The organism is Acidimicrobiales bacterium, assembly GCA_035294085.1.
Lineage (GTDB): Bacteria > Actinomycetota > Acidimicrobiia > Acidimicrobiales > Bog-793 > DATGLP01.
The window spans coordinates 128,380-147,954 of record DATGLP010000026.1 but is presented as its reverse complement, the minus strand read 5'-3'; the positions used below and the strand labels follow the sequence as shown (position 1 = coordinate 147,954).

Below are 19,575 nucleotides of genomic sequence, written 5' to 3'. Positions count from 1 at the left end.
GGCTACCTCACGCCATGGCCGCCGCCTCGTCGGGCGGCGGGATGAGCAACGTCGTCCCCGGAGCCAGGCGGAGGGGGTCCTCGATGCCATTCGCCTCGGCGATGGCGCGCCACAGCGCCGGTCGGCCGTACTCGCGATAGGCGACGCTCTGCAGGGTGTCGCCGGCGACCGTCGTGCGCGTCCGGCGCGCGCGCCCGCCAGAGGTCGGGTTCTGCTTGCCGAACTGCATCGGAATCTCCTCCATGACGAGGCTGCAGTTCGCGCGCAGCGGCGCGCCGTCGGGACGGAAGAGCGTGTACTCCGCCCGCACGCTTCGCATGTAGGCGAGGAAGCCGAGCGTGGTCCCCCAGCCGAAGAGGACGAAGGGCGGCGACGGCGTTCCGAGCAGGACCGACATCGCCGTCGGCGCGCAGCACGAGAAGAGCAGGTTGACGTCGTTCTCGACGCTGCCCGACGTCGAGTAGCTGGCGTCGAGGAGGATGTCGACGTTCATGACGCGCGCGTTCGTGCCCCTGAACTGCGGCACCGGCGCCAGCAGCGCGCCGACCTGCGGCTCGCGCGACCAGTCAGCGCTCTTCTCGACCGTGTACTGCTGCGGGTTGAACAGGAACGTGATCTTCCCGCCTGCGTTGCCGCCGATCTCCGCCTCGGTCGTACTGACCGCCGAGTCGCCGTAGGCGGCCTGCTCGCCTGCGGTCCCGCCGCCGCCACCGCCGGTGGCGAGGGACGCCCCCTCGTCAGCGCCGATCCCGGCCGCGGCGAGCGCCGCCGACGCGGCACCGCCGGCGGGCGAGGACGGCGGAATGATGAGCAGGTACGCCTGCTCGAGCTTGCGATCGACGACGTTCGCGAGGTCAGAGGTGTCGGGGAGAAAGGTCACGGTTCCCTTCCCTAGGTACCAGGGTCAACGGTGATCGAGGTGTACGCGAGCTCGAGCGTCTCCGTAGCCGCCTGGGGGTTGCTCGCGTCGAAGGACGGGCCGGTCCAGCGCGCCGGGACGACGCCGGTGAGCACCCACGCGAACACGGTGTTGCCCGCGGGGTCGAGCGCGCGCAGGCGCGCCGTCGTGGGCCGCATCGTGCCCGCCATGCTCGACAGCCACGCCATCGTCTTCGCGGTGTCCGGGCCGACGGGTCGGGTGACCCGCAGGTTCGTGTACTTGAAGCGCCCGGGCAGCTGGTAGACGTAGATGCCGCCGCCGCCCTCCTCGCGCTGGGTGACCTGGAACTCCATCCCGAGGCCGTCGCACGCGGAGAAGACGCCGAGGTCGGCGGTGTCGATCTCGAGGCTGAAGTAGACGCTGACGACCGAGTCGAGGGTCGGGTCGCTCATCGCCGGCCCCTAGCGGTGCAGGCCGGTGATCATCCCGGCCCGCTCTCGGTCGCGCACGAGCTCGGCCTTCAGCCGCTGGCTGATGTAGGGGTAGACGCGTCCGGCGAGCCGGCGGACCTCCTGGTTCGACAGCTCTCTGCCGGGCGCACCCTCCTGGGCGCCCGCCTCCTTGGAGGCGGCCTTCGAGCCGAACGCCGACTGCAGGACGCTGGCAGCGAGGTCCCCAACGAAACGCTGCACCGGAAGCACCGGCGCGGCGGGAGCCGGAGCCGGGCTCGAGCCGAGCGGGCGCGCGCTGGTCTGGACCGAGCTCGTCGACACCTCGGCTCGCGCCGGCTGGGGTCCCGCGGCGGGAAGGCGTTGGATCGTCGCCGGGGGCGCGACGGCGAGCGCCAGCGGCTCGCGCGGCGCGGTCGCATCCGGCGACCAACGACGCGCTCGATCGCTCGGCCCAGCCGTGAGCGCCAGCGGCTCGCGCGGCGAGGACGCGGGCGGCTCGTAGGCCGGCGCGAAGCCGCCAGGGCTCGGCCTCGACGTCGGCTGGCCGAGCACCCGTACGGGCGCCTCGCGCGCGTGGACCGCGAGCCCGGCCACCGTTGCTGCCGAGCCGGCCGAGCCAGGGCCAGGCCGTTCGAAGCTGGCCCGCTGGACGATCGGCGGCACGTCGGGCTGGACGAAGGTCGGGCGCACGACCGGCGTCCGCAGGCCGGCCGGCGACGGGGACGCGGGGACGACGGGCGTCGGGACGGCGACCGACGGCGCGAGCGGCGAACTCGGCACTCCTGGCTCGGCGAGCGCCTGGAGCGTCAGCGCGCCCGGGCTCGGTCCGACCTGCGCCGGATGCCCTGCGCCCGGGAACGGGCGCGCACCGCCGACGGGAGCCGCCGCTCGCCCGGCGCTCGCAGCAGTCGGTCCTGCCCACGACGACGGCGCGTGCGGCTGGCGGGCGGGAGCGCCCTCGACCGTTCGCTGGACCGTCGCCGCCGCGAGCCGGTGGGCGGACGCCACGGACTCGTGGATGGGTCGAGGGCCCTCGCCGGCCGCGCCCGCGGCGCCACCGGTCGGCTCGCCACCGAGCACGGGCGCGATCGAGCGGTCGCCGACGAGCGGTGCCCGGGGATCGGGTGGTGCGACCGGCGCCTCGTCGAGGCGGACCCGGCGCTCGAGGACGCGCGACAGCTCGAGGCCCTCGGGAACGAGCTCGATGTCCTCCTGAACAGGGCCGGCACGGCCGCTCGTGGGGGGCGCCACGGGTGCCAGGGGCGGCGCCGGGGAACGCTGCACCTGCGCGCCCGGCCGGTCGGCCGCGGGCGCGTCGATCTTCCTTGCGGTCGGCGGCAGGCTGTGCAGCGGCTCGCCGAGCCCAGTCCGCCGCAGCGGGCGCGCCGGTTCCTCGGCGTTCGCGAGCGGACGAGAGCCCTCCGAGGGAGTGGCCGGCGCGGCCGGCGCGGCCGGGACTCCGGCGCTCGTCGGCGCAGGCCGCTCGCCGAGGAGCGCCGCCGTGTCGTGCGCGGCCGGCTGCGCCCGCTCGCGCCCGGAATCCGCCGGCTCCGGCGCCTCCGGCGACACCGCACGCTGGACGACCGGCGCAGCAGGCGCGGCGGTCGCCGGCGCGGAGGCGACCGCTCCCGCGCTCGACGTCGGGCCCGGCGCTGCCGCGCTGCGCAGCGTGCGCAGCACGAGGGGGGGGTCGGCGGCGCGCACGAGGGCGCCCTGCGGCGCCTCCACGCGTCCGCGCGGGCGGGGCGGCACGGCGGGCGCGCTGGAGAGCCCGGCGACGGCTGCGCCCCCGCTCGCGGCCGGGACAGCGGCCGGGGGGGCGGGGGCGGCCGGCGGGGCGGGGGCGGCCGGCTGCAGCACGTCGGGACCGGCGCGCAGACCGGCTCGCTGGACGGGGACGCCTGCGAGCGGCGGCGACTCGGGGCCTCGCTCGCGCGCGACGGGCGCTGCGAGCGGGAGCGCCCGAGCTCCCGGCCCGGGCGAGTCGGGCCTTCCCTGCGACGCCGGTGCCAGCGCTCGCGCCGGAACCGGCTGCGAGCGCGCGACGATCGGCTCGGCCTCGACGACGCGCTGGCCCGACGGCGAGCGCGCGAGCGGCGGACGCCCCGGCGCGACAGGCTCGGCAGCGGGGGTCGCGATCGGCTCCGGCGGCGGCGTCGTGCGCTGCACGGACGCCGGGACCGCCGCTGGCGCCGAGGTCGCATGCTGCGCGCGCGAGGCGGGCGCCGTCTCGGCGAGCTCGAGACTCGGTCCGCCGACGCCGATCGGATTGGCGGGGGGGGCGAGCGGCTCGGAGAGGACGGCGATGCCCGCCACCTCGCCGGCGGGCTCCTCCGCGCCGCGACGGTGGCCGAGTGGCGCGAGCGAGACCGTCGGGTCCTGCCACGCGCGCAGGTGCTCCCCGAAGCGCGTCGACACGACGCCGTCCAGCTCCCCGAGCGTCAGCTCGAGCGGCGCCACCTCCTCCCAGGCCGGGCGGGTGGGCACCTCGGGAGCCGCTGCGCGTTGGAGCGCGACCGGGCCCGGCGGAGCGGGCGCCGCCGGCGACGCACCCCCCCGCGCACGGGAGACCGTCCGGCGCAGCAGCGAGACGACGCCCATCGCTCAGCTCTCGCCGGACAGCCGTCGGTTGATGCTGGCGATCTCGTCGACGAAGCGACGACGGGTCGGGTGCTCGAGGTCGAGGATGTCGCCGAGCGACCAGTGGAAGTGGTAGGCGACGTACGCGACCTCCTGGTAGAGCCGGTCGGGCGCGTACGTCACGATTCCCCCAGGCGACCACCGGCCAGATCGACCGAGAAGCGCTCGTTGCACGACGGGCACGTCACCGCGGCGAGGGTGTGCCCCTCCGAGTTGACGCGCCGGTAGAGATCCTGCAGGAAGGCGAGATCCGAGGCGAAGAGGTTCTCGACGACGCTCGCGTTCACCGCGTCGCCCTCGAGGGTCCCGAGTCGGGTGATCACCCGCGCGAGGAGCACGACGCTCAGGTACGGGGGGTTGGCGCGCACGCGGTCGTCGTGGAGCGGGAGCAGCTCGTCGCGCGCGGTCGCGAGCCGCATCCGCCCCTCGCGGTGCACCGTACCCGATGGGTCGACGTAGCCGCGCGGCAGGATGAAGTCGAACTCCGTGCGCAGCGCCTGGCTCTCGGGCTGCGCCACCGTCGCCGGCGCGGTCGCGCCCGGCGGCGGAGCCGCGGAGGGCTCCGCCGCCGGAGCGTCCGACTCGGACCCGGTGGCCGTCGCCGGGCCCCGCCGCATCACGACGCCGGCTCGAGGCCCTCGTGGGCGATGGTCAGCTTCTCGGTGAGCACGGAGGTGTCACCTGCCTTGAGCGTCCCGTACTCGATGCTCTTCGCCCAGCCGTTGATGAACTTGAACGACTGCACGGGATTGCCCATGTAGTCGTAGATGTTGATCTGGCCGTTCTTGCGGGCCCCGGGCATGTTGCCCTCCATGACGAGCTGGATCCAGCTGTGCCAGCCGGTGTCGCTCGTGACGCCTCGGGTCAGGCTGATCTCCCCCGCCTTGCGCCGGCCCGGGAGCATCTTGTTGATGTACTTGCCGTCCGAGGTGTTGTGCTTGAGCTCGATGGAGTCGACCTCGAGCTTCAGCCCGTCGACCTGCTGGATCTCCTTGATCTCGATGCCGTCGATCTCCAGGCCGAATGACCAGCCGACGCCGGTGTCGAATTCGGGAAGTCCCACGCTCGTCGCTCCTCTTCTCCACGTCCACGGGCTCCTCGCCCGCCTACAGCCGTTGGTTCACCTTCGCCGCCGTGCGGCGGTCGGGGCGCTGCGCGCCCCGACGTGTCACTCCGAGACGAGGCTCGTCCCGCCGGAGAACTGCGAGAGTCGGAAGACCACGAACTCCGCCGGCTTGACGGGCGCGACGCCGATCTCGCAGACGACCTGGCCAGCGTCGATGCCCTCCGCGGGGTTCGTCTCGTCGTCGCACTTCACGAAGAACGCCTCGTTCGGCGTCGAGCCGAACAGGGCGCCCTTGCGCCACTCGTTCACGAGGAACGCCGCGATCGTGCGGCGGATCTTCGCCCACAGCGCGCGGTCGTTCGGCTCGAACACCACCCAGTCCGTACCGCCGAGGATCGACTCCTCGAGGTAGTTGAACAGCCGACGCACGTTGATGTAGCGCCACGCCGGGTCGCTCGAGAGCGTCCTCGCCCCCCAGACGCGGATCCCGCGTCCGGGGAAGGCCCGGATGACGTTGATCCCGACCGGGTTGAGGAGGTCGTGCTCGTTCTTCGTGATGTTGAGCTCGATGTCGATCGCGCCGCGGACGACCTCGTTCGCCGGCGCCTTGTGGACGCCGCGCGTGTCGTCGTTGCGCCCCCAGATCCCGGCGACGTGGCCGGAGGGCGGCGCGAAGATGTTCGTGCCCGTGGCAGGGTCGAACACCTTGATCCACGGCCAGTACAGGGTCGCGTACTTCGAGTCGTAGCCCGCCAGGTTGACGCGCCAGTCCTTGACCTCCTGGGCGTTGAGGCCCGGCGGCGCGTCGAGGATCGCCATGCGGTCGCCCATGAGCTCGCAGTGGGAGATCATGCCGAGCTGCACGGCCTTCACGCCCTCGAGGTCGATGAGACCCTTCTGGTAGGCGCTCATGAGGTCGGGCACGCAGACCATCGTCACCTCGTCGACGGCCTCGAGACCGCCGACCCCCGAGCGCGACGCCGGGTCGCCGACGTAGTCGCCGGCGTTCAGCCTCGAGGGCGCCTCGACGCCGCCCCCCGAGAGGCTCACGCTGCCGCGAGCGACGGACTCGATGGCGCCCTTCGCCGTCTCCTCGATGCGGATGAGCTGGCTCTGGGCGTTCACGACGGTCACGACGTTCGTCTTGCCGCGCTTGGGCGAGACGGGGTCGAAGGTCTCCGCGACGCTCCCGTTCGCCTTGACGACGAGCTTGAAGGCGCCTTCCTCGGCGCCGGCCACCTCGCTGTCGGCCACCTCGACCGTGATCCCGTTGCCCTCGGGGCCCGCGGCGAGCGCCTGGATCCGGTACGCGCTGAGCGGCGCCTCCCCGCCCGTGCCGAGCTGCGCGACAGCGGCGCGCTCGGGGCCCGAGCCGATGCGCACGACGTAGCACGCACCGCCGCCGTTCTGGAAGTAGCCGTAGACGGCGTGCGAGAGGAACGCGCCCTCGACGAACTCGCCGAAGGTCTGGGTGTACTGGCTCCAGTTGGTGACGAGCGTGGGCTGGTTGAACGGGCCTCGCTCGGCGAGGCCGACGAACGCGGCGACTGCCGTCCCGACGCCTTCGATCGGGCGGGAGCCAGACTCGAGCTCCTCGACGTAGACGCCGGGAGACAGGTACGTGGGCATTGGTGGACCCTCCTAGGTGACCGCGCCGACTGCGGTCATCATTACCGCCCGTGTCCTGCCCTGCCATGACATCGAGGTCGCCGAAGGTGCAATTCTTCTTGCCCCGATGGGCACACGCCACCGGCGAAATTGCGACATAACGCACGCCCTATCGCGCCATAAGGCATGACGCAACTGGAACCAGGACAGCCGCCGAGGAGGAACGGCGGGCGGCGCCGGGTCGCCTCAGGCCTCCTCCTGCTCCTCCTGGTCCTCCTCGCCGGCCCGCTGGAGGGCGACGCGCTGCACCTCCTCGTCCTCGTCCTCCTCGCCCTGCTCGCGCTGCAGCGCGAGTCGCTGGACGGGCTCCCGGTCGCTCGGGGTCGAGCGAGCCGAGGCGAGCACCGCCGAGGCGGAGCGCTCCGCCTCCTGCTCGAAGCGGTCGGACGGATCGGAGACCTGGATGCCGCCCGGCGCCGGCGTGCCGTCGACCGGCCCCGAGCGCTGCTGCACGACGTGGGTGAGCTCGTGCGCCAAGGTCCGCTGCGCCTGCGGAGTCCCCGGCTGGAAGTGGTCGGGGTGGACGACGATGTCGTTGCCCACCGTGTACGCGGCCGCCTGCACCGACTCGGCCGACCGGCGATCGACGTGGAGGCGCACGTCCGAGAAGTCCGCGCCGAGGTGCTCCTCCATCGTGGCGCGCGTCGCGTCGTCGAGCGGCGTGCCGCCGCGCCCGACGACGTCGTAGACCGGCGAGCGGGCCTCGTCGTCGCGCTCGAGGTAGGCGGCGGTCGCCGCGTTGCCGGCCGAGCGCTGGAGCCGGAGCACCGTGCCCGCGCCCAGGCCCGGGGACGGCGACGCAGGGTCGAAGCGCACCGCCGGCTCGCTCGCGCGACTCGTGGCCCGCGGCTCGGCAGGGCGCTCGACGAAGACGGCTTCTTCACGTTCGCGCATGGCACTCCTCCTCCCGTCGAGATGGCACCTCAGCTTGCCCCCTCCAGCTCCTCCTCGCTGGCCACCACGTCGTACCACTTGCCGAACTCCGCGCGCACCGAGAGGCGGCCGAGCTTGCGGTACTCGCGGTGCACGGCGCGCACGACGTCGGCCATCGACAGCGGTCGGCGGTCGGCCGCCGCGAGGTAGGCGGCGGTGAGGGCGATGGAGCGGATGTTGCCGCCCGACAGCTCGAACGAGGCGGCGAGGAAGTCGAGGTCGACGTCCGGCTCCAGCGGGACGCTCGCGCCGAGGCAGCGCCGCCACAGCTCGAGGCGCTGGGCCTCGTCGGGGAAGGGGAAGTCGACGACGGCATCGAGGCGCCGCGTGAACGCCTCGTCGACGTTCGCCCGTAGGTTCGTGGCCAAGATGGCGAGGCCCTCGAACGTCTCGATGCGCTGCAGGAGGTAGGCGACCTCGATGTTCGCGTAGCGGTCGTGGGCGTCTCTCACCTCGGAGCGCTTGCCGAAGAGCGCGTCCGCCTCGTCGAAGAAGAGGACCCCGTTCACGCCGTCGACCTCGGCGAAGATCTTCTCGAGGTTCTTCTCCGTCTCGCCGACGTACTTGTCGACCACGGTCGCGAGGTTGATCGTGTACAGCTCGAGCCCGAGCGCCCCGGCGACGACCTCCGCCGACATCGTCTTGCCGGTCCCCGACTCGCCGGCGAACAGGGCGGTCACGCCGTGCCCACGGGCGCCCCCTGGGCGCATGCCCCACTCGCCGAGCACGAGCTCCCGGTGCCGCACGCGCCCGACGAGCTCCTCGAGGGCACGGCGCGTCGAGGCGGGCAGGACGAGGTCGTCGAAGCCCACCGCCGGCTGGACGCGCCGCGCCAGGCGCTCGAGGCCCGCCGAGTTCTGGCCCAGCGCGCCGATCCGCACGTGCGCCGGCCCGACGGCCTCGTCGGCGTGCAGGGCGTGCCAGCGCGCCGCCTGGCTCGCCTGCGCGATCTGCTCGGGGGCGAGGCGGAAGGCGGCGACGGCGGCCTCCAGCGCAGCGGGGGCGACCGAGCTGCCGAGCTGCGCCTGCCAGGCGCCGAGGCGGGCCGGGAGCGACGGCAGCGGCGCGTCGAGGACGAGCGGGACGCGCCACGAGCACGCCGGGTCCCAGCCGCCCCGGCCGACGAGGACGACGGTCGCGTCGAGCTCCGCGAAGGCGCGCACCGCCGCCCGTTCCCGAGGGCTCGCGCGCTCCCCGAGGGCCTCCAGCGGACCCGCCACGATCGCGGCGCCGCGCAGGCGCGCCTCTCGCTCGAGGCACGAGGCGACCGTCGCCGGGTCCGCGTCCGGGCCGAGGCGCGCGAGGTCGACGTTCAGCGCCTCGAGGCCGGCCACGCGCAGCGCCTCGACGGCGAGCGCGCGCCCGGCGGTCCCGGGGCGCTCGTGGAGGTAGACGAAGGCGACCCCGCCCTCGATGGCGCGCGCGAGGGACGCCGCGTCGAGCTCGACCGGCGCCGGGGCCGGCAGGAGCAGGTCGGCCAGCTCGGGCGGCGGCGAGTCGTCCCCGAGCAGGTGGGCGGCGACCCGGTCGGGGACGCGCAGCGAGCGCGTGAGGAAGGGCCGCTCCGGCTCCTCGAGGAACACGAGGCCTCCCGCGACGAGCGGCGAGCTCGGCCCGAGGTGATGGCGCCCGGGGCCCATCGGCGACTCGCCGCACAGCTCGAGGGCGAGGCCGACGCTCGCGCGGCGCCGCGTCACGTCGTCGTTCAGGTAGCCGAACAGGCGCTCGAGGCGGCTGTCGAGGTCCGGCGCGAGCGCGACCACGAGCAGCTCGACGTCGAGGGTCTCGAGCCCGAAGCGGCTCGCCAGGTGCACGAGACTGCCCGGCTCGCCTCGTTCGGCCGCGAGGACGGCCTCGACGCGCCGACGCACCTTCGCGCGCACGGCGTCCGGGGCGGCGACCGGCGGCCACCCGCCCGCGAGGAGGCGGTCGACCTGCTCGTCCGACAGGTACAGGCCCCGGAAGGCGTCGTCGGGGTTCGGGTCGAGCGCGCGCCGCGCCGCCACCGCAGCACGCACCTGCGCCTCGACCAGCGCCAGGAGCTGGTGCAGTGCGCCGCCGCCCCCGGGTGCCTCGGGGGCGCGAGCCGCGGTGGGCTCGTCCGCCGCGTGCCGACGCACGCCCGGAGCGCGGGCCCCGACGCTCACCGCCTCGCGCCACCGCGCGCCGGCGCGCGAGGTGCTGCGGCGTCGCGCGCGTCGTCTGCCGTGCCCGTACGCTGCCGCGAGCGCGCCAACGACTCCTGGCCGGGCTCCCCGAAGGTGCGCAGCTCGAGGCCCTCCTCGGGCGGCGGCGCGGTGACGAGCACCGGCTCGCTCGTCATCGGCGCCGTGACGACGGCGTCCAGCGAGGGCTTGAGCTCGCCCCCGAGCGCGGTCCACACCTCGGAGATCTGGCGCGGCTCGGGTGGTGGCTTCGCCACCTCGAGGAGGACGGGCAGGCCGATCTCGGCGAGCGAGCCGACCAGGTCGGCTGGCGGGAGGATCTTGTGGCGGAGGAAGGTGGCGAGCATCGCGGCGAGGAGCCGGTGCTCGTCCTCGGGACGCTGGGTCCACGCGGTCACGAGGTAGGAGAGCCGGAAGTAGCGCGGCGGCTCGGTGCGCGACGTGAGGACGCCCGCGCCGTCGCGCTGATCGTAGGCACCCGAGGCGCGCCGGTGCAGGTCCTCCCGGATGTCGTAGAGGTAGACGTCGACGGTCGGGGTGTTGCGCCGAGACGCCCACTCCTTCGTCGGCGCGTCGAAGACGACCTCGACGCCGGAGCCGCCGAGCGCCTCGCGCTTCACGAGCGTCTCGAGCACCTCGTCGACTTCGTGGATCACCCGGCGATGCTCCCCGTCGCCTCGCGGTCCGTCACGGTCCCTCGTCCAACCGATCGGGCAGGATTTCCTGCCCGAAGAGGCCTCCGCCGCTCAGATCACGCCGGCGCGCACCGCGTAGGCCACGGCGTGGCAGCGGTTGCGGAGGTTGAAGCGGGAGGTCACGTCGTGGATCACGTTCTTCACCGTGCGCTCGGAGTAGGCGAGCTTGTCGGCGACCTCGCTCGTGTCGTAGCCGTCGGCGATGAGGCGCAGCACCTCGATCTCGCGCTCGGTGAAGCCGTTGAACAGCAGCCCGCGCGGCTGCAGCACGTTGCGCTGGAGCTTGCCGACCTGGCTGAGGAGGGAGCCGAGGAGGTCCGGGGGCAGCGTGCCCTGGCCCTCGGTCACCGCGATGATGACGTTGGCCAGCCGATCGGGGGATGCCTCGCCCCGGCGGAGGATCGCGCCCGCTCCGGCCTCGACGGCCTTCAGGACCCCCCGGTCGTCGACGCTCGAGGCGACGAGGACGGCGTGCCGGCAGCCGCCCCGCAGCAGGGCCCGGATCGTGCGCGCGACGTCGTCGTCGACGAGGTCGGCGGCGACCACGGCGACGATCGCGCGCTCCACGTCCTCCACGACGACGAGCTCCGGGTTCGTCCGCAGCTGGCTCGACAGACCCGCCTTGGAGATGGGGTCGTCCGCTGCCACGTACGTCGTGATGCGGCGAGCACCGAAGTCTGGCATCCGCCCGCCAGCCTGCGCCTCTGCCACCTCGACCACCCCGCTTCGATGGCCGCGCGCCTGCGGGCCCCGTCGCTCGTCGCCCCCCGGCCGTCGGCCGGGCATCGAGCGCCGAGTGTAGGCGAGCGCAGTCAGTCGTGCACAGTCAATGCACGTCAGGGTGCACGAAAGTGCACCAACTGTAACTCGCGCTCCGTGCGGTTCCACGCGGCGTGGTAGCGAGGTGCAGCGCGCACGCACCGGACCCGCCCCGCCGGACCGGTACCGAGCCAGCACCCGAGCGGACCCGGGCGTCGGTGCCCTCGGCCTGCGCGCCGGGCGCGACTCAGAACTCCGTGATCGCGAGGACGGCCTGCTGGAAGGCCTGGAACTCCGGCGACATCGTGATCGGCAGGAGCGACATGAGCTTGGCCACGTCGCCCGTCACCTTGATCTTGCCCTGCATGAACGCGGTGTTGGCGTCGAGGAGGCCCTGCTGCATCGCCTTCGCGTCCTCGTAGGACTCCGTGAGGGTGACCTCTGCGTCCGCGAGCTCGCCGAGGCGGTTCTCCACGAGCCTGCCGTCGACGACGATCCAGTAGTAGGAGACGTCGCCGTCCGGGCCGTCGACGATGCGGTACTGGAGCCGCGCGCTCGCGCCGGGACGCACCGGCTGGTCCTTCGCCAGCTCCGTGCTCTCGTCGAGCCACTCCTGCGTCAGCCACTTCGCCATCTCGGCACCCTCCGCTCGCCCGCCGCCCCACTTCCTAGCGCGCGGCTGGCCCGGGCGCGCAAGGTCGAGGCGCCGGCGGCGCGGGCCGCTCGCCGGCCGGCATCACCTCGGCGCCGCGGCCCGCTCCCGCAGGCCGGCGAACAGGTCGTCCTCTGGACCGATCGGCCCGAGGAGGTTGCGGGCGAGCACGTACCCATCGACGGTGTGGATGGCCTCGTCGACCTCCTCGGGCAGGCCGAACCAGTGGGGCGACGACGGGTCGATCTGCGTGGCGTGCGCGAGGAGGGCGGCCCGCCGCACGTGCGCGTAGCCGGCGACGTCGACGCGCGCCGTGGGCGCCGGCGGGTCCCACGCGGCGAAGCGCGCGAGGCGGTCCTCGTAGGGGGAGGCGAGCCCAAGCTCGAGGAACTTCTCGTGACGTGCGATGAACTGCTCCCGGAGCGTCGCCGAGTAGTAGAGCTTGCTCGGCCGGAACGGCGGGCCCGCCTCCGGGAACGCGCCGGGGTCCCCAGCCGCGTCGAAGGCGGCGACCGACACCTCGTGGACGCGCAGGTGGTCCGGGTGGGGGTAGACGCGCTGGTCGTCCCCGTAGGTCACGATGACCTGCGGCCGGACACGACGGATCACGGCGACGAGGCGCCCGACCGCCTCCTCGAGCGGCACCTGGGCGAAGCTGCGCGGGTCGGCGTTCGCCGGCGAGCCGGGCATGCCCGAGTCCCGGTAGCCGAGGAGGACGACCTCGTCGTAGCCGATCACCGACGCCGCCGCCTCGAGCTCGCGCCGGCGGACGGCGGCGAGATCGGCCCGCACCTCGGGCGTGTCGAGCGCCGGGTTCAGGACGTCCCCCTCCTCGCCGCCGGTACAGGTGACGAGGACGGTGCGCACGCCCTCGGCGTGGTAGCGGGCGACGGTCGGCGCGCCCTTCGACGCCTCGTCGTCGGGGTGCGCGTGGACGCACAGCAGGCACAGGTCCGCGGCCACGCCTCGAACCTAACGGCTCGCGCGCCTCGGCGCGTACCGCCTCGCCACCCCCGCCCGCCTGCCAGGTCGGGACGGCGACGGCCTACACTCGTTCCGGCACGACGCCCGTGGGCGGGGCGCCGGCGAGGGACTCGACAGCACCGAGGGAGCGTGCGATGAGCGTGTTGAAGCGCCTGACCGGCATCGTGCAGGCAAAGGCGAACAAGGCCCTCGACCGCATCGAGGACCCCCGCGAGACGCTCGACCTCTCCTACGAGAAGCAGCTCGAGCAGCTGCAGCAGGTGCGCAAGGGGGTGGCCGACGTCGCGACGGCGCGAAAGCGCATCGAGCTGCAGGCCCAGCAGCTCCAGCAGGCGGCCGCCAAGCTGCAGGACCAGGCCCGCCAGGCACTCGGGCAGAACCGCGAGGACCTCGCGCGCGAGCTGCTCGCCCGGCGCGCCGCCCTCGGCAGCCAGCTCGAGTCCCTGAAGGGCCAGCACGACCAGCTCGTCGCCCAGCAGGAGCGGCTCGTGGCCACGACCCAGGCGCTCCAGGCGCGCGTCGAGGCCTTCCGCACCCAGAAGGAGACGCTCAAGGCCTCCTACACCGCCGCGCAGGCGCAGACGAAGATCGGCGAGGCGGTCGCCGGGATCTCCGAGTCGATGAGCGACACGGGCCTCGCCATGGAGCGGGCCCAGGACAAGATCGCGCAGATGCAGGCGCGCGCCTCGGCGGTGGACGAGCTCCTCGCCTCCGGCGCGCTCACCGACCTGAGCGGGAGCAGCGACCCCATCCAGGCCGAGCTGGACAAGGCCCAGCAGAGCGGCCAGGTCGAGCTCGAGCTCGCGCAGCTGAAGAGCCAGCTCGGGACGGCGACCCCGACGGCGGCGATCGCCGCGCCGGCAAGCGGGGAGGCCGGCGCGGAGGCCGAGGGGCCCGTCGACGGCGAGACGGTCGAGGAGGAGGCGCCGAAGGACCTCTTCACGCTCGGCGACGGAGGTGGGTCGTGATCGTCCGCATCCTCGGCGACAGCCAGTACGAGCTGCCCGACGCCGAGCGGGACGCCCTCGAGGTGCTCGACCTCGAGCTCGACGCCGCGATCCGGGAGGGAGACGAGGACCACTTCGAGAAGGCGCTCGCCGCCGCGATCGAGGCGGTGCGAGCGACCGGCACCGAGCTTCCTCCCTCGAGGATCGTCCCCTCGGAGCTCGTCCTCCCGCCGCCGGGCGCCGACCTCGAGGAGGTCCGACGCCTCCTCGAGACCGAGGCGAGCGACGTGCAGGATGGTTGAGGCCACGACGTGAGGAGCAGCTCGGCAATGACCCGCACCCGCTACCCGGCCGACCGGGGCCTGACGGCGCGCATGATGACGACCGTCTTCCTGCTCGGCCTGCTCTACGCGGCCTTCGTCACCGCGCTCGTCGTCGCCCACGTCGCGCTCGGCGTGATCCTCGTCGTCGCGCTCGGCATCCTCGCCGTCCAGTACTTCTTCTCCGACAAGATCGCCCTGTACGCGATGGGCGGCCGGATCGTCGAGCGCGAGCAGGCTCCCGGCCTGCACGCCGTCGTCGACCGCCTCGTGGCGCTGGCGGACATGCCGCGGCCGCTCGTCGCCGTCGCCGACAGCGACATCCCGAACGCCTTCGCGACCGGGCGCGACCAGCGGCACGCGGTCGTGTGCGTCACGACGGGCCTGCTGCGCAGGCTCAGCGAGCCCGAGCTCGAGGCGGTGCTCGCGCACGAGCTGTCCCACGTGGCGCACCGGGACGTGGCGGTGATGACGGTCGCGAGCTTCCTCGGCATCCTCGCCGGCCTCGCGACCCGCCTCTTCTACTGGACCGGTCTGTTCGGGGGCTTCGAGGACAACCGCAACGGCGGTCAGCTCGCCATCGTCGAGCTCGGCATGATGCTCGTCTCCGCCATCGTCTACGCCATCAGCTTCGTCCTCATCCGCACGCTCTCGCGCTATCGCGAGCTCGCCGCCGACCGGTCCGGCGCCCTGCTCATCGGCCAGCCCGCGCTCCTCGCCTCGGCGCTCGTCAAGGTGAGCGGCGAGATGTCCCGCATTCCGACGAGGGACCTGCGCGCGGCGCAGCACTTCAACGCCTTCTACTTCGCGCCGGCCATCGCCGGCGGCGCGAGCGTGTCGACGCTCTTCGCGACCCACCCGCCGCTGCAGAAGCGCCTCGAGCAGCTGGCGCGCCTCGAGGCCCAGATGCGGCGCAGCGTCGCCTAGCAGCGGGTGGGCCTCCTCGACGTCCTCCTCGGGCGCACGAAGCCGGCGAAGCCGAACCTCGACCGCCTCTTCGGCCTGCCTGGCGCCCGGGTGACCCTCGAGGCGACCGAGGGCCTCGTCCCGACCGGATCCGCGGGCGTGTGCTTCAAGCCGGTGGCCGGCCAGGCCTTCGGCCAGACGGAGGCCGAGATCGGCCAGCTCCTGTCGCTCGAGGACGCCGAGGAGGGCGCGCTGCGTCTCACCAAGGAGAGCGACCAGTACGGCTACCGGTGGCTCGTGCTGCGCGCGGACGACTTCGACACCCTCGTGACCAGGGTGCACGTGGCCAACTCGACCCTCGAGGAGCACGGCTACGGCCCCCAGCTGCTCTGCTCGGTCTTCGCGTTCGCGAGACCGCCTGGTGCCCCGGCGGCGGAGGCTGCCGGCCGCGTCTACCTCGTCTACCTCTACAAGCGCGGCACCTTCTACCCCTTCGTCCCCCTCGACGGCGAGCGACGCGACAACGAGGCCGAGCTCCGGCTGAAAGCCGAGCTCGGCGAGGACCTCGCCATCGAGCCCGAGCTCGACCGCTGGTTCCCCATCTGGGACCTGCCCGTCCGCTGAGGCGCCACGGTCGCCTCACCGACGACCGAGCGCCGGGACGGAGAGGAAGGGGTCCCAGGCCGCCGGCGCGCTGGCGAGGTAGCGCCGCACCAGCTCGAGGACGCGCTCGGGCGGGAGGCGGCTCGACCGGCCCGGCGCGTGGGCCAGGACCGGCACGAGCGCGCCGGGCGGGTCGGCCTCCCACACCGGCGCGCCCTCGGCCTCGTTGAGACGCCCGGCGAGCGGCTCGAGGTCGCGGCGGCGAGGCAGGCGCCGGCTCGTGTAGGCGACCCAGGTCTCGTAGCGGTCGTAGTAGACGAAGCGGTCGCCGTGCACGAGGGCGACGCGGGCCATGGCGGTCGCCGAGTGGAGGGCGGCGGGGTGCAGCGGGAGGCTCGCCCGCTCGCCGAGGCGCTCGCCGAGGTCGGCGACGGCGCGCCCGACCCGAACGACGGCGAGGCCGAGGCACGGCTCCTCCTCGATCGTGGCCTCGCCGACCTCGAGGCACGCCACGCTCGCGCGGTAGCGGGCCTCCTCCGCCGCACCGAGGCGCGCGAAGCGCTCGGGGTGGTCGATGAGCTCGGGGAGCCGCCCGAGCAGCTCCTCGTAGCGAGCGCCGACCTCCTCGCCGCGCCACCCCGGTGCGCCGGACGGCGCGTCGCGGCCCATCACGGCCCGGACCGCGAAGACCAGCCGCGCCGCTGCGGCGTCGGCCACGACGCCGAAGTCGCCCGCCCGGGCGAGCGCGACGAGCGCGCGCCGGCGCGCGAGGGCGACCGGGGGGTCGACGAGCGCGAGCAGCGCCGCGAGGCCGTCCTCGTCGAGGTGGTCCGTCGTCACCGCGGCCGCCGAGGCGGGCCACCGGGGGTGGCGAGCGAGCCAGGCGAAGGCCATCTCCGCCGAGAGGTCCCGGCGCAGGCCGGCGGGCGCCGGGGTCGACGGCCAGTGCGAGAGGACGAGGACCGAGCCGGGGCGTGGCGCGCCGTCGACGACCACGTGGGCCCGGCCGGCGAGCGCGTCGACCGGGACGTAGGGGAGGCCGGACGGGGGCATCGGCCCGCGTCAGCCGAGCGCGTCGATCGAACGGGCGAGCGAGAGGTCCGCGTCGGTGATGCCGCCGAGCGAGTGCGTCGACAGCCGCAGCGTCACGGTGTTCCAGCGGATCTCGATGTCGGGGTGGTGTCCGGCCTGCTCGGCGAGCCGGCCGACCTCGTTCACGAAGGCGAGGGCCGACGCGAAGTCGTCGCGGCGCACCACCTTCACGAGCTCTGCCCCGTCGCGCTCCCAGCGCAGGGAGGTGAGCGCGGCGGCGATGGCGTCGTCGCCGAGCAGCTGCACGGCGACGACCTTAGCGGCGCCGGCCCGTCCCGTCGCGCGAAACGGCCCGCGGGCAGGCCCCGCCCGAGGTCGCCGAGGGCGGCCGAGCGCTAGGCGAGGTCGAAGTCGACGACGACCGGCGCGTGGTCCGACGGCTGGGTGATGGCCTTCGAGCCCTTCTTGCGCGCCTCGCGATCGACGAAGGCTCCCACCGCCCGCGCCGCGAGCGGCCGGGAGCACAGCGCGAGGTCGATGCGCATCCCCTCTCCCTTGTGGAAGGCGCCGCCGCGGTAGTCCCACCAGGAGAAGGGGCCCACCTCGTCCGGATGGAACGCGCGGGTCACGTCCTCGAGGCCCCAGCCGAGCACCTCGGCGAGCGCCGCACGCTCCGGGCCGGTGACGTGCGTCATGCCCTCGAACCGACTGATGTCGAAGACGTCCCGGTCCTCCGGCGCGACGTTGAAGTCGCCGCAGAGCGCCAGCAGCTCGTCCGGCCGAGCTGTCGCGTCGAGCTCGGCGCGCAGCCGCCTGAGCCAGGCGAGCTTGGCGGCGTACTGCGGCGAGCCGACGGCGCGGCCGTTCGGCACGTACACGCTGACGACGCGGATCGAGCCGCAGGTCGCCGACAGGATGCGGCACTCGTCGACCTCGCCGGGGGCCTCGTCGAGGAAGCCGGCGCGCACCCCGGCGAGGCCGACGCGCGAGAGGATCGCGACGCCGTTCCAGGGCCCGTTGCCGTGGTGCGCGGCCGCGTAGCCGAGAGCCGCGAAGGCCTCGGCCGGGAAGGCGTCGTCGGCGCACTTGGTCTCCTGCAGGCACACGACGTCGGGCTCGCTGCGGCGCAGCCACTCCTCGACGCGCTGGACGCGCGCGCGCAGGGAGTTGACGTTCCAGGTCGCCAGCCGCAGTCGCGTCACGCCGGTACCAGGACGAAGAGCAGGTCTGCCTCGCAGGCGAGCTCGCCGTCGACCGTCGCGACGCCGTGCCCCCTCCCCGCTCGCGTCGAGAGGCGGGCGAGACGCACCTCGAGGTCGAGGACGTCGCCCGGGAGGACCTGACGGCGGAACCGGGCCCGGTCGATGCCGCCGAAGAGGGGCAGGTGCCCGGAGAACCGGTCGTCCGCGAGGACCACCGCCGCCCCGAGCTGCGCCAGCGCCTCCACCATGAGCACCCCCGGCAGGGTCGGGCGTCCCGGGAAGTGGCCGGCGAAGAAGTCCTCGTCGCCGCGAAGCCGCCACCGCCCCCGCCCGGTCTCACCTGGCGCGAGCGACACGATCTCCGTGAGGAGGAGGAACGGCGGCCGGTGGGGGACGAGCTCGGCTGGCGCCGGCGGTCGAGCCGAACCGCCGGCGCTCACCGCCGCCTCCGCCGCGCCCCGCTGCCGCCGGTCGGCTCCGCCGCGGGCGCCAGGTCCGACGGCGGCGCGCCCTGCGGCGGGGCCTGCTGGTCGAGCGCTCGCTTCGCTCCCCTCCTCGCCGGGGCGCGTCGGGCCGAGGAGCGCTCTGCTGCTGCGGTCGCGCCGGGGGCGACTGGTGCCGGCTCGGCGGCGGCGTGCTCGGCAGCGGCGTCGCCTGCCGACCTCGGCTCGGCGGACGGAACCGGCTCGGCCGACGGCGAAGCCGTCGCTTCCGTCTTGCGGCGCCGGGACGCGCCGGCGCTCCCGGTGCCCGCGGGTCGCGCGAGCGAGCGCGCCATGCGCAGCTCCGCCTCGACCGTCTCCTCGCTCGGATGGCCCGAGACGACCGCGACCTCGGGCAGGGCGAGCTCCACGCCTCGTCGCTGGGGGTCGAGCGCCGTGAGGGCGAAGGTCCGGCGCTCGCCGCGGCGGAGCACCGATCGGGCAGCGCGCGGCGGTGGCGAGGCGAGTCCCGCGAGCGGCACGTAGGCTCGAACGTCCCCGCAGCGGACGACGGCGCCGTGCGAAGTGAAGCTGTCCACCTCACCCTCGACCAGGTCGCCGAGGCGGTGCTCGGCGATGAAGGCGATGAACGCCGTCGGTTCGTTCACCGCCTGGAACGATGCCGGGGCGCGGCGACGGGCGCTTCGCGCCTCGGCGCCGTCGCTCGGCGCCTCGACGACGGTGACCTCTCGGGTGGCCTCGGCGATCGCCTGCTCCACCTCCTCGCGCGAACGGGCCGCGTCGCGCAGCGCGGCGCGGCTGCGCGGCCCGCGCACGGGGGTTCGCGGGACGAAGATCCAGCCCACGCCGGGCACGAACGAGGCGCCGAGCAGCCGCCCCCGCTCGAAGAGCCAGGGGTGCTCGCCGTGGAACTCCTGGAAGGAGTCGTTCGACAGGACGGTGCCGTCCACCTTCTGCGCGATCTTGAGCAGGAACGCGTCGCCGCGGCCGATCGCGCCGGCCGGCGGCGACACGTACTCGCCGCGGCGCGCCCCCTCCTCGAAGCGAGGGCGCTCGGCCGGGTCGATGCGGTGCGCGAAGGTGGCGTCGACGACCACGGTGACGAGCGCGTCGGGGAGCTCCTCGCGCAGCGCCGCGACCGCCTGCTCGAGCTGCTCCAGGCTGGGCAGGGATCGCCCCTCGGTGGCGAGGTTCGAGCCGTCGACGACGATGTGGTGCGCCGTCATGC

The 19,575-nt window shown here is 74.3% G+C and carries 22 protein-coding genes; 4 read left to right on the top strand and 18 right to left on the bottom strand.

What is annotated here, in order from left to right; genetic code table 11:
* Nucleotides 1-7: 7 nt before the first annotated feature.
* The 13 genes from VKV23_09755 to mca form a co-directional block, all read right to left on the bottom strand.
* Nucleotides 8-880 carry a hypothetical protein gene (locus VKV23_09755; protein ID HLI16321.1) on the bottom strand — a complete coding sequence of 291 codons (873 nt, stop codon included), beginning with the start codon at nucleotides 878-880 and terminating at the stop codon, nucleotides 8-10.
* Nucleotides 881-891: 11 nt separating this feature from the next.
* Nucleotides 892-1,332 (bottom strand): phage tail protein, encoded by a 441-nt coding sequence (locus tag VKV23_09750; GenBank protein ID HLI16320.1) that lies wholly within the window; start codon nucleotides 1,330-1,332, stop codon nucleotides 892-894.
* Between the two features lie 9 nt (nucleotides 1,333-1,341).
* Nucleotides 1,342-3,819 carry a hypothetical protein gene (locus VKV23_09745; GenBank protein ID HLI16319.1) on the bottom strand — a complete coding sequence of 826 codons (2,478 nt, stop codon included), beginning with the start codon at nucleotides 3,817-3,819 and terminating at the stop codon, nucleotides 1,342-1,344.
* A gap of 117 nt (nucleotides 3,820-3,936) precedes the next feature.
* Nucleotides 3,937-4,095, bottom strand: coding sequence for a DUF6760 family protein (locus tag VKV23_09740; protein HLI16318.1), 159 nt, complete (start codon nucleotides 4,093-4,095; stop codon nucleotides 3,937-3,939).
* Nucleotides 4,092-4,490: a hypothetical protein gene (locus VKV23_09735; protein ID HLI16317.1), complete on the bottom strand. Its 399-nt coding sequence runs from the start codon at nucleotides 4,488-4,490 to the stop codon at nucleotides 4,092-4,094. Before VKV23_09735 ends, VKV23_09740 begins: the two co-directional genes overlap by 4 nt.
* Nucleotides 4,491-4,588: 98 nt before the next feature.
* On the bottom strand, nucleotides 4,589-5,035 hold the full coding sequence (locus tag VKV23_09730; protein HLI16316.1) for a phage tail protein: 447 nt from the start codon (nucleotides 5,033-5,035) through the stop codon (nucleotides 4,589-4,591).
* Between the two features lie 105 nt (nucleotides 5,036-5,140).
* Nucleotides 5,141-6,667 (bottom strand): phage tail sheath family protein, encoded by a 1,527-nt coding sequence (locus VKV23_09725; GenBank protein ID HLI16315.1) that lies wholly within the window; start codon nucleotides 6,665-6,667, stop codon nucleotides 5,141-5,143.
* A gap of 225 nt (nucleotides 6,668-6,892) precedes the next feature.
* Nucleotides 6,893-7,600, bottom strand: coding sequence for a DUF4157 domain-containing protein (locus VKV23_09720; protein ID HLI16314.1), 708 nt, complete (start codon nucleotides 7,598-7,600; stop codon nucleotides 6,893-6,895).
* Between the two features lie 29 nt (nucleotides 7,601-7,629).
* Nucleotides 7,630-9,786, bottom strand: coding sequence for an ATP-binding protein (locus VKV23_09715; GenBank protein ID HLI16313.1), 2,157 nt, complete (start codon nucleotides 9,784-9,786; stop codon nucleotides 7,630-7,632).
* Complete coding sequence (locus tag VKV23_09710) at nucleotides 9,783-10,460, bottom strand: DUF4255 domain-containing protein (protein HLI16312.1); 678 nt, start codon at nucleotides 10,458-10,460, stop codon at nucleotides 9,783-9,785. Before VKV23_09710 ends, VKV23_09715 begins: the two co-directional genes overlap by 4 nt.
* A 90-nt stretch (nucleotides 10,461-10,550) precedes the next feature.
* Entirely contained in the window at nucleotides 10,551-11,285 is a 735-nt protein-coding gene (locus VKV23_09705) for a response regulator transcription factor (GenBank protein HLI16311.1), read from the bottom strand.
* A 220-nt stretch (nucleotides 11,286-11,505) separates the two neighbouring features.
* Nucleotides 11,506-11,892, bottom strand: coding sequence for an SCP2 sterol-binding domain-containing protein (locus VKV23_09700; GenBank protein HLI16310.1), 387 nt, complete (start codon nucleotides 11,890-11,892; stop codon nucleotides 11,506-11,508).
* A gap of 102 nt (nucleotides 11,893-11,994) precedes the next feature.
* The gene (gene mca / locus VKV23_09695) at nucleotides 11,995-12,873 is read right to left on the bottom strand and encodes a mycothiol conjugate amidase Mca (GenBank protein HLI16309.1); all 879 of its coding nucleotides are present in this window, start codon (nucleotides 12,871-12,873) and stop codon (nucleotides 11,995-11,997) included.
* A gap of 155 nt (nucleotides 12,874-13,028) precedes the next feature.
* Here mca and VKV23_09690 point away from each other — a divergent pair, with 155 nt between their 5' ends.
* The 4 genes from VKV23_09690 to VKV23_09675 are packed head-to-tail and all read left to right on the top strand — an operon-like array spanning nucleotide 13,029 to nucleotide 15,691.
* Nucleotides 13,029-13,862 (top strand): PspA/IM30 family protein, encoded by an 834-nt coding sequence (locus tag VKV23_09690; GenBank protein HLI16308.1) that lies wholly within the window; start codon nucleotides 13,029-13,031, stop codon nucleotides 13,860-13,862.
* On the top strand, nucleotides 13,859-14,143 hold the full coding sequence (locus VKV23_09685) for a hypothetical protein (GenBank protein HLI16307.1): 285 nt from the start codon (nucleotides 13,859-13,861) through the stop codon (nucleotides 14,141-14,143). Before VKV23_09690 ends, VKV23_09685 begins: the two co-directional genes overlap by 4 nt.
* 27 nt (nucleotides 14,144-14,170) lie before the next feature.
* Nucleotides 14,171-15,088 (top strand): zinc metalloprotease HtpX, encoded by a 918-nt coding sequence (gene htpX / locus VKV23_09680; protein HLI16306.1) that lies wholly within the window; start codon nucleotides 14,171-14,173, stop codon nucleotides 15,086-15,088.
* A 6-nt stretch (nucleotides 15,089-15,094) separates the two neighbouring features.
* Entirely contained in the window at nucleotides 15,095-15,691 is a 597-nt protein-coding gene (locus VKV23_09675; protein ID HLI16305.1) for a hypothetical protein, read from the top strand.
* A gap of 15 nt (nucleotides 15,692-15,706) precedes the next feature.
* On the opposite strand, the gene VKV23_09670 is transcribed toward VKV23_09675, so the two are convergent.
* The 5 genes from VKV23_09670 to VKV23_09650 all read right to left on the bottom strand — a co-directional run bounded on the left by VKV23_09670 (nucleotide 15,707) and on the right by VKV23_09650 (nucleotide 19,573).
* Nucleotides 15,707-16,723 (bottom strand): DUF6687 family protein, encoded by a 1,017-nt coding sequence (locus tag VKV23_09670; GenBank protein HLI16304.1) that lies wholly within the window; start codon nucleotides 16,721-16,723, stop codon nucleotides 15,707-15,709.
* 9 nt (nucleotides 16,724-16,732) lie between these two features.
* Entirely contained in the window at nucleotides 16,733-17,008 is a 276-nt protein-coding gene (locus tag VKV23_09665) for a 4a-hydroxytetrahydrobiopterin dehydratase (protein ID HLI16303.1), read from the bottom strand.
* Nucleotides 17,009-17,097: 89 nt separating this feature from the next.
* A complete protein-coding gene (locus VKV23_09660; GenBank protein HLI16302.1) occupies nucleotides 17,098-17,904 on the bottom strand; it encodes an exodeoxyribonuclease III in 807 nt (268 codons plus the stop codon).
* On the bottom strand, nucleotides 17,901-18,344 hold the full coding sequence (gene fabZ / locus VKV23_09655) for a 3-hydroxyacyl-ACP dehydratase FabZ (protein HLI16301.1): 444 nt from the start codon (nucleotides 18,342-18,344) through the stop codon (nucleotides 17,901-17,903). The genes VKV23_09660 and fabZ overlap by 4 nt, the downstream gene beginning before the upstream one ends.
* Nucleotides 18,341-19,573 carry a hypothetical protein gene (locus VKV23_09650; protein HLI16300.1) on the bottom strand — a complete coding sequence of 411 codons (1,233 nt, stop codon included), beginning with the start codon at nucleotides 19,571-19,573 and terminating at the stop codon, nucleotides 18,341-18,343. Before VKV23_09650 ends, fabZ begins: the two co-directional genes overlap by 4 nt.
* Nucleotides 19,574-19,575 lie beyond the last annotated feature (2 nt).

Coding starts and splice junctions, on each gene's coding strand:
- VKV23_09670 (HLI16304.1), bottom strand. CDS start 16,723: ATGCCCCCGTCCGGCCTCCCCTACGTCCCGGTCGACGCGCTCGCCGGC.
- VKV23_09720 (HLI16314.1), bottom strand. CDS start 7,600: ATGCGCGAACGTGAAGAAGCCGTCTTCGTCGAGCGCCCTGCCGAGCCG.
- VKV23_09705 (HLI16311.1), bottom strand. CDS start 11,285: ATGCCCGGCCGACGGCCGGGGGGCGACGAGCGACGGGGCCCGCAGGCG.
- VKV23_09750 (HLI16320.1), bottom strand. CDS start 1,332: ATGAGCGACCCGACCCTCGACTCGGTCGTCAGCGTCTACTTCAGCCTC.
- VKV23_09650 (HLI16300.1), bottom strand. CDS start 19,573: ATGACGGCGCACCACATCGTCGTCGACGGCTCGAACCTCGCCACCGAG.
- htpX (HLI16306.1), top strand. CDS start 14,171: ATGACCCGCACCCGCTACCCGGCCGACCGGGGCCTGACGGCGCGCATG.
- VKV23_09690 (HLI16308.1), top strand. CDS start 13,029: ATGAGCGTGTTGAAGCGCCTGACCGGCATCGTGCAGGCAAAGGCGAAC.
- VKV23_09700 (HLI16310.1), bottom strand. CDS start 11,892: ATGGCGAAGTGGCTGACGCAGGAGTGGCTCGACGAGAGCACGGAGCTG.
- VKV23_09725 (HLI16315.1), bottom strand. CDS start 6,667: ATGCCCACGTACCTGTCTCCCGGCGTCTACGTCGAGGAGCTCGAGTCT.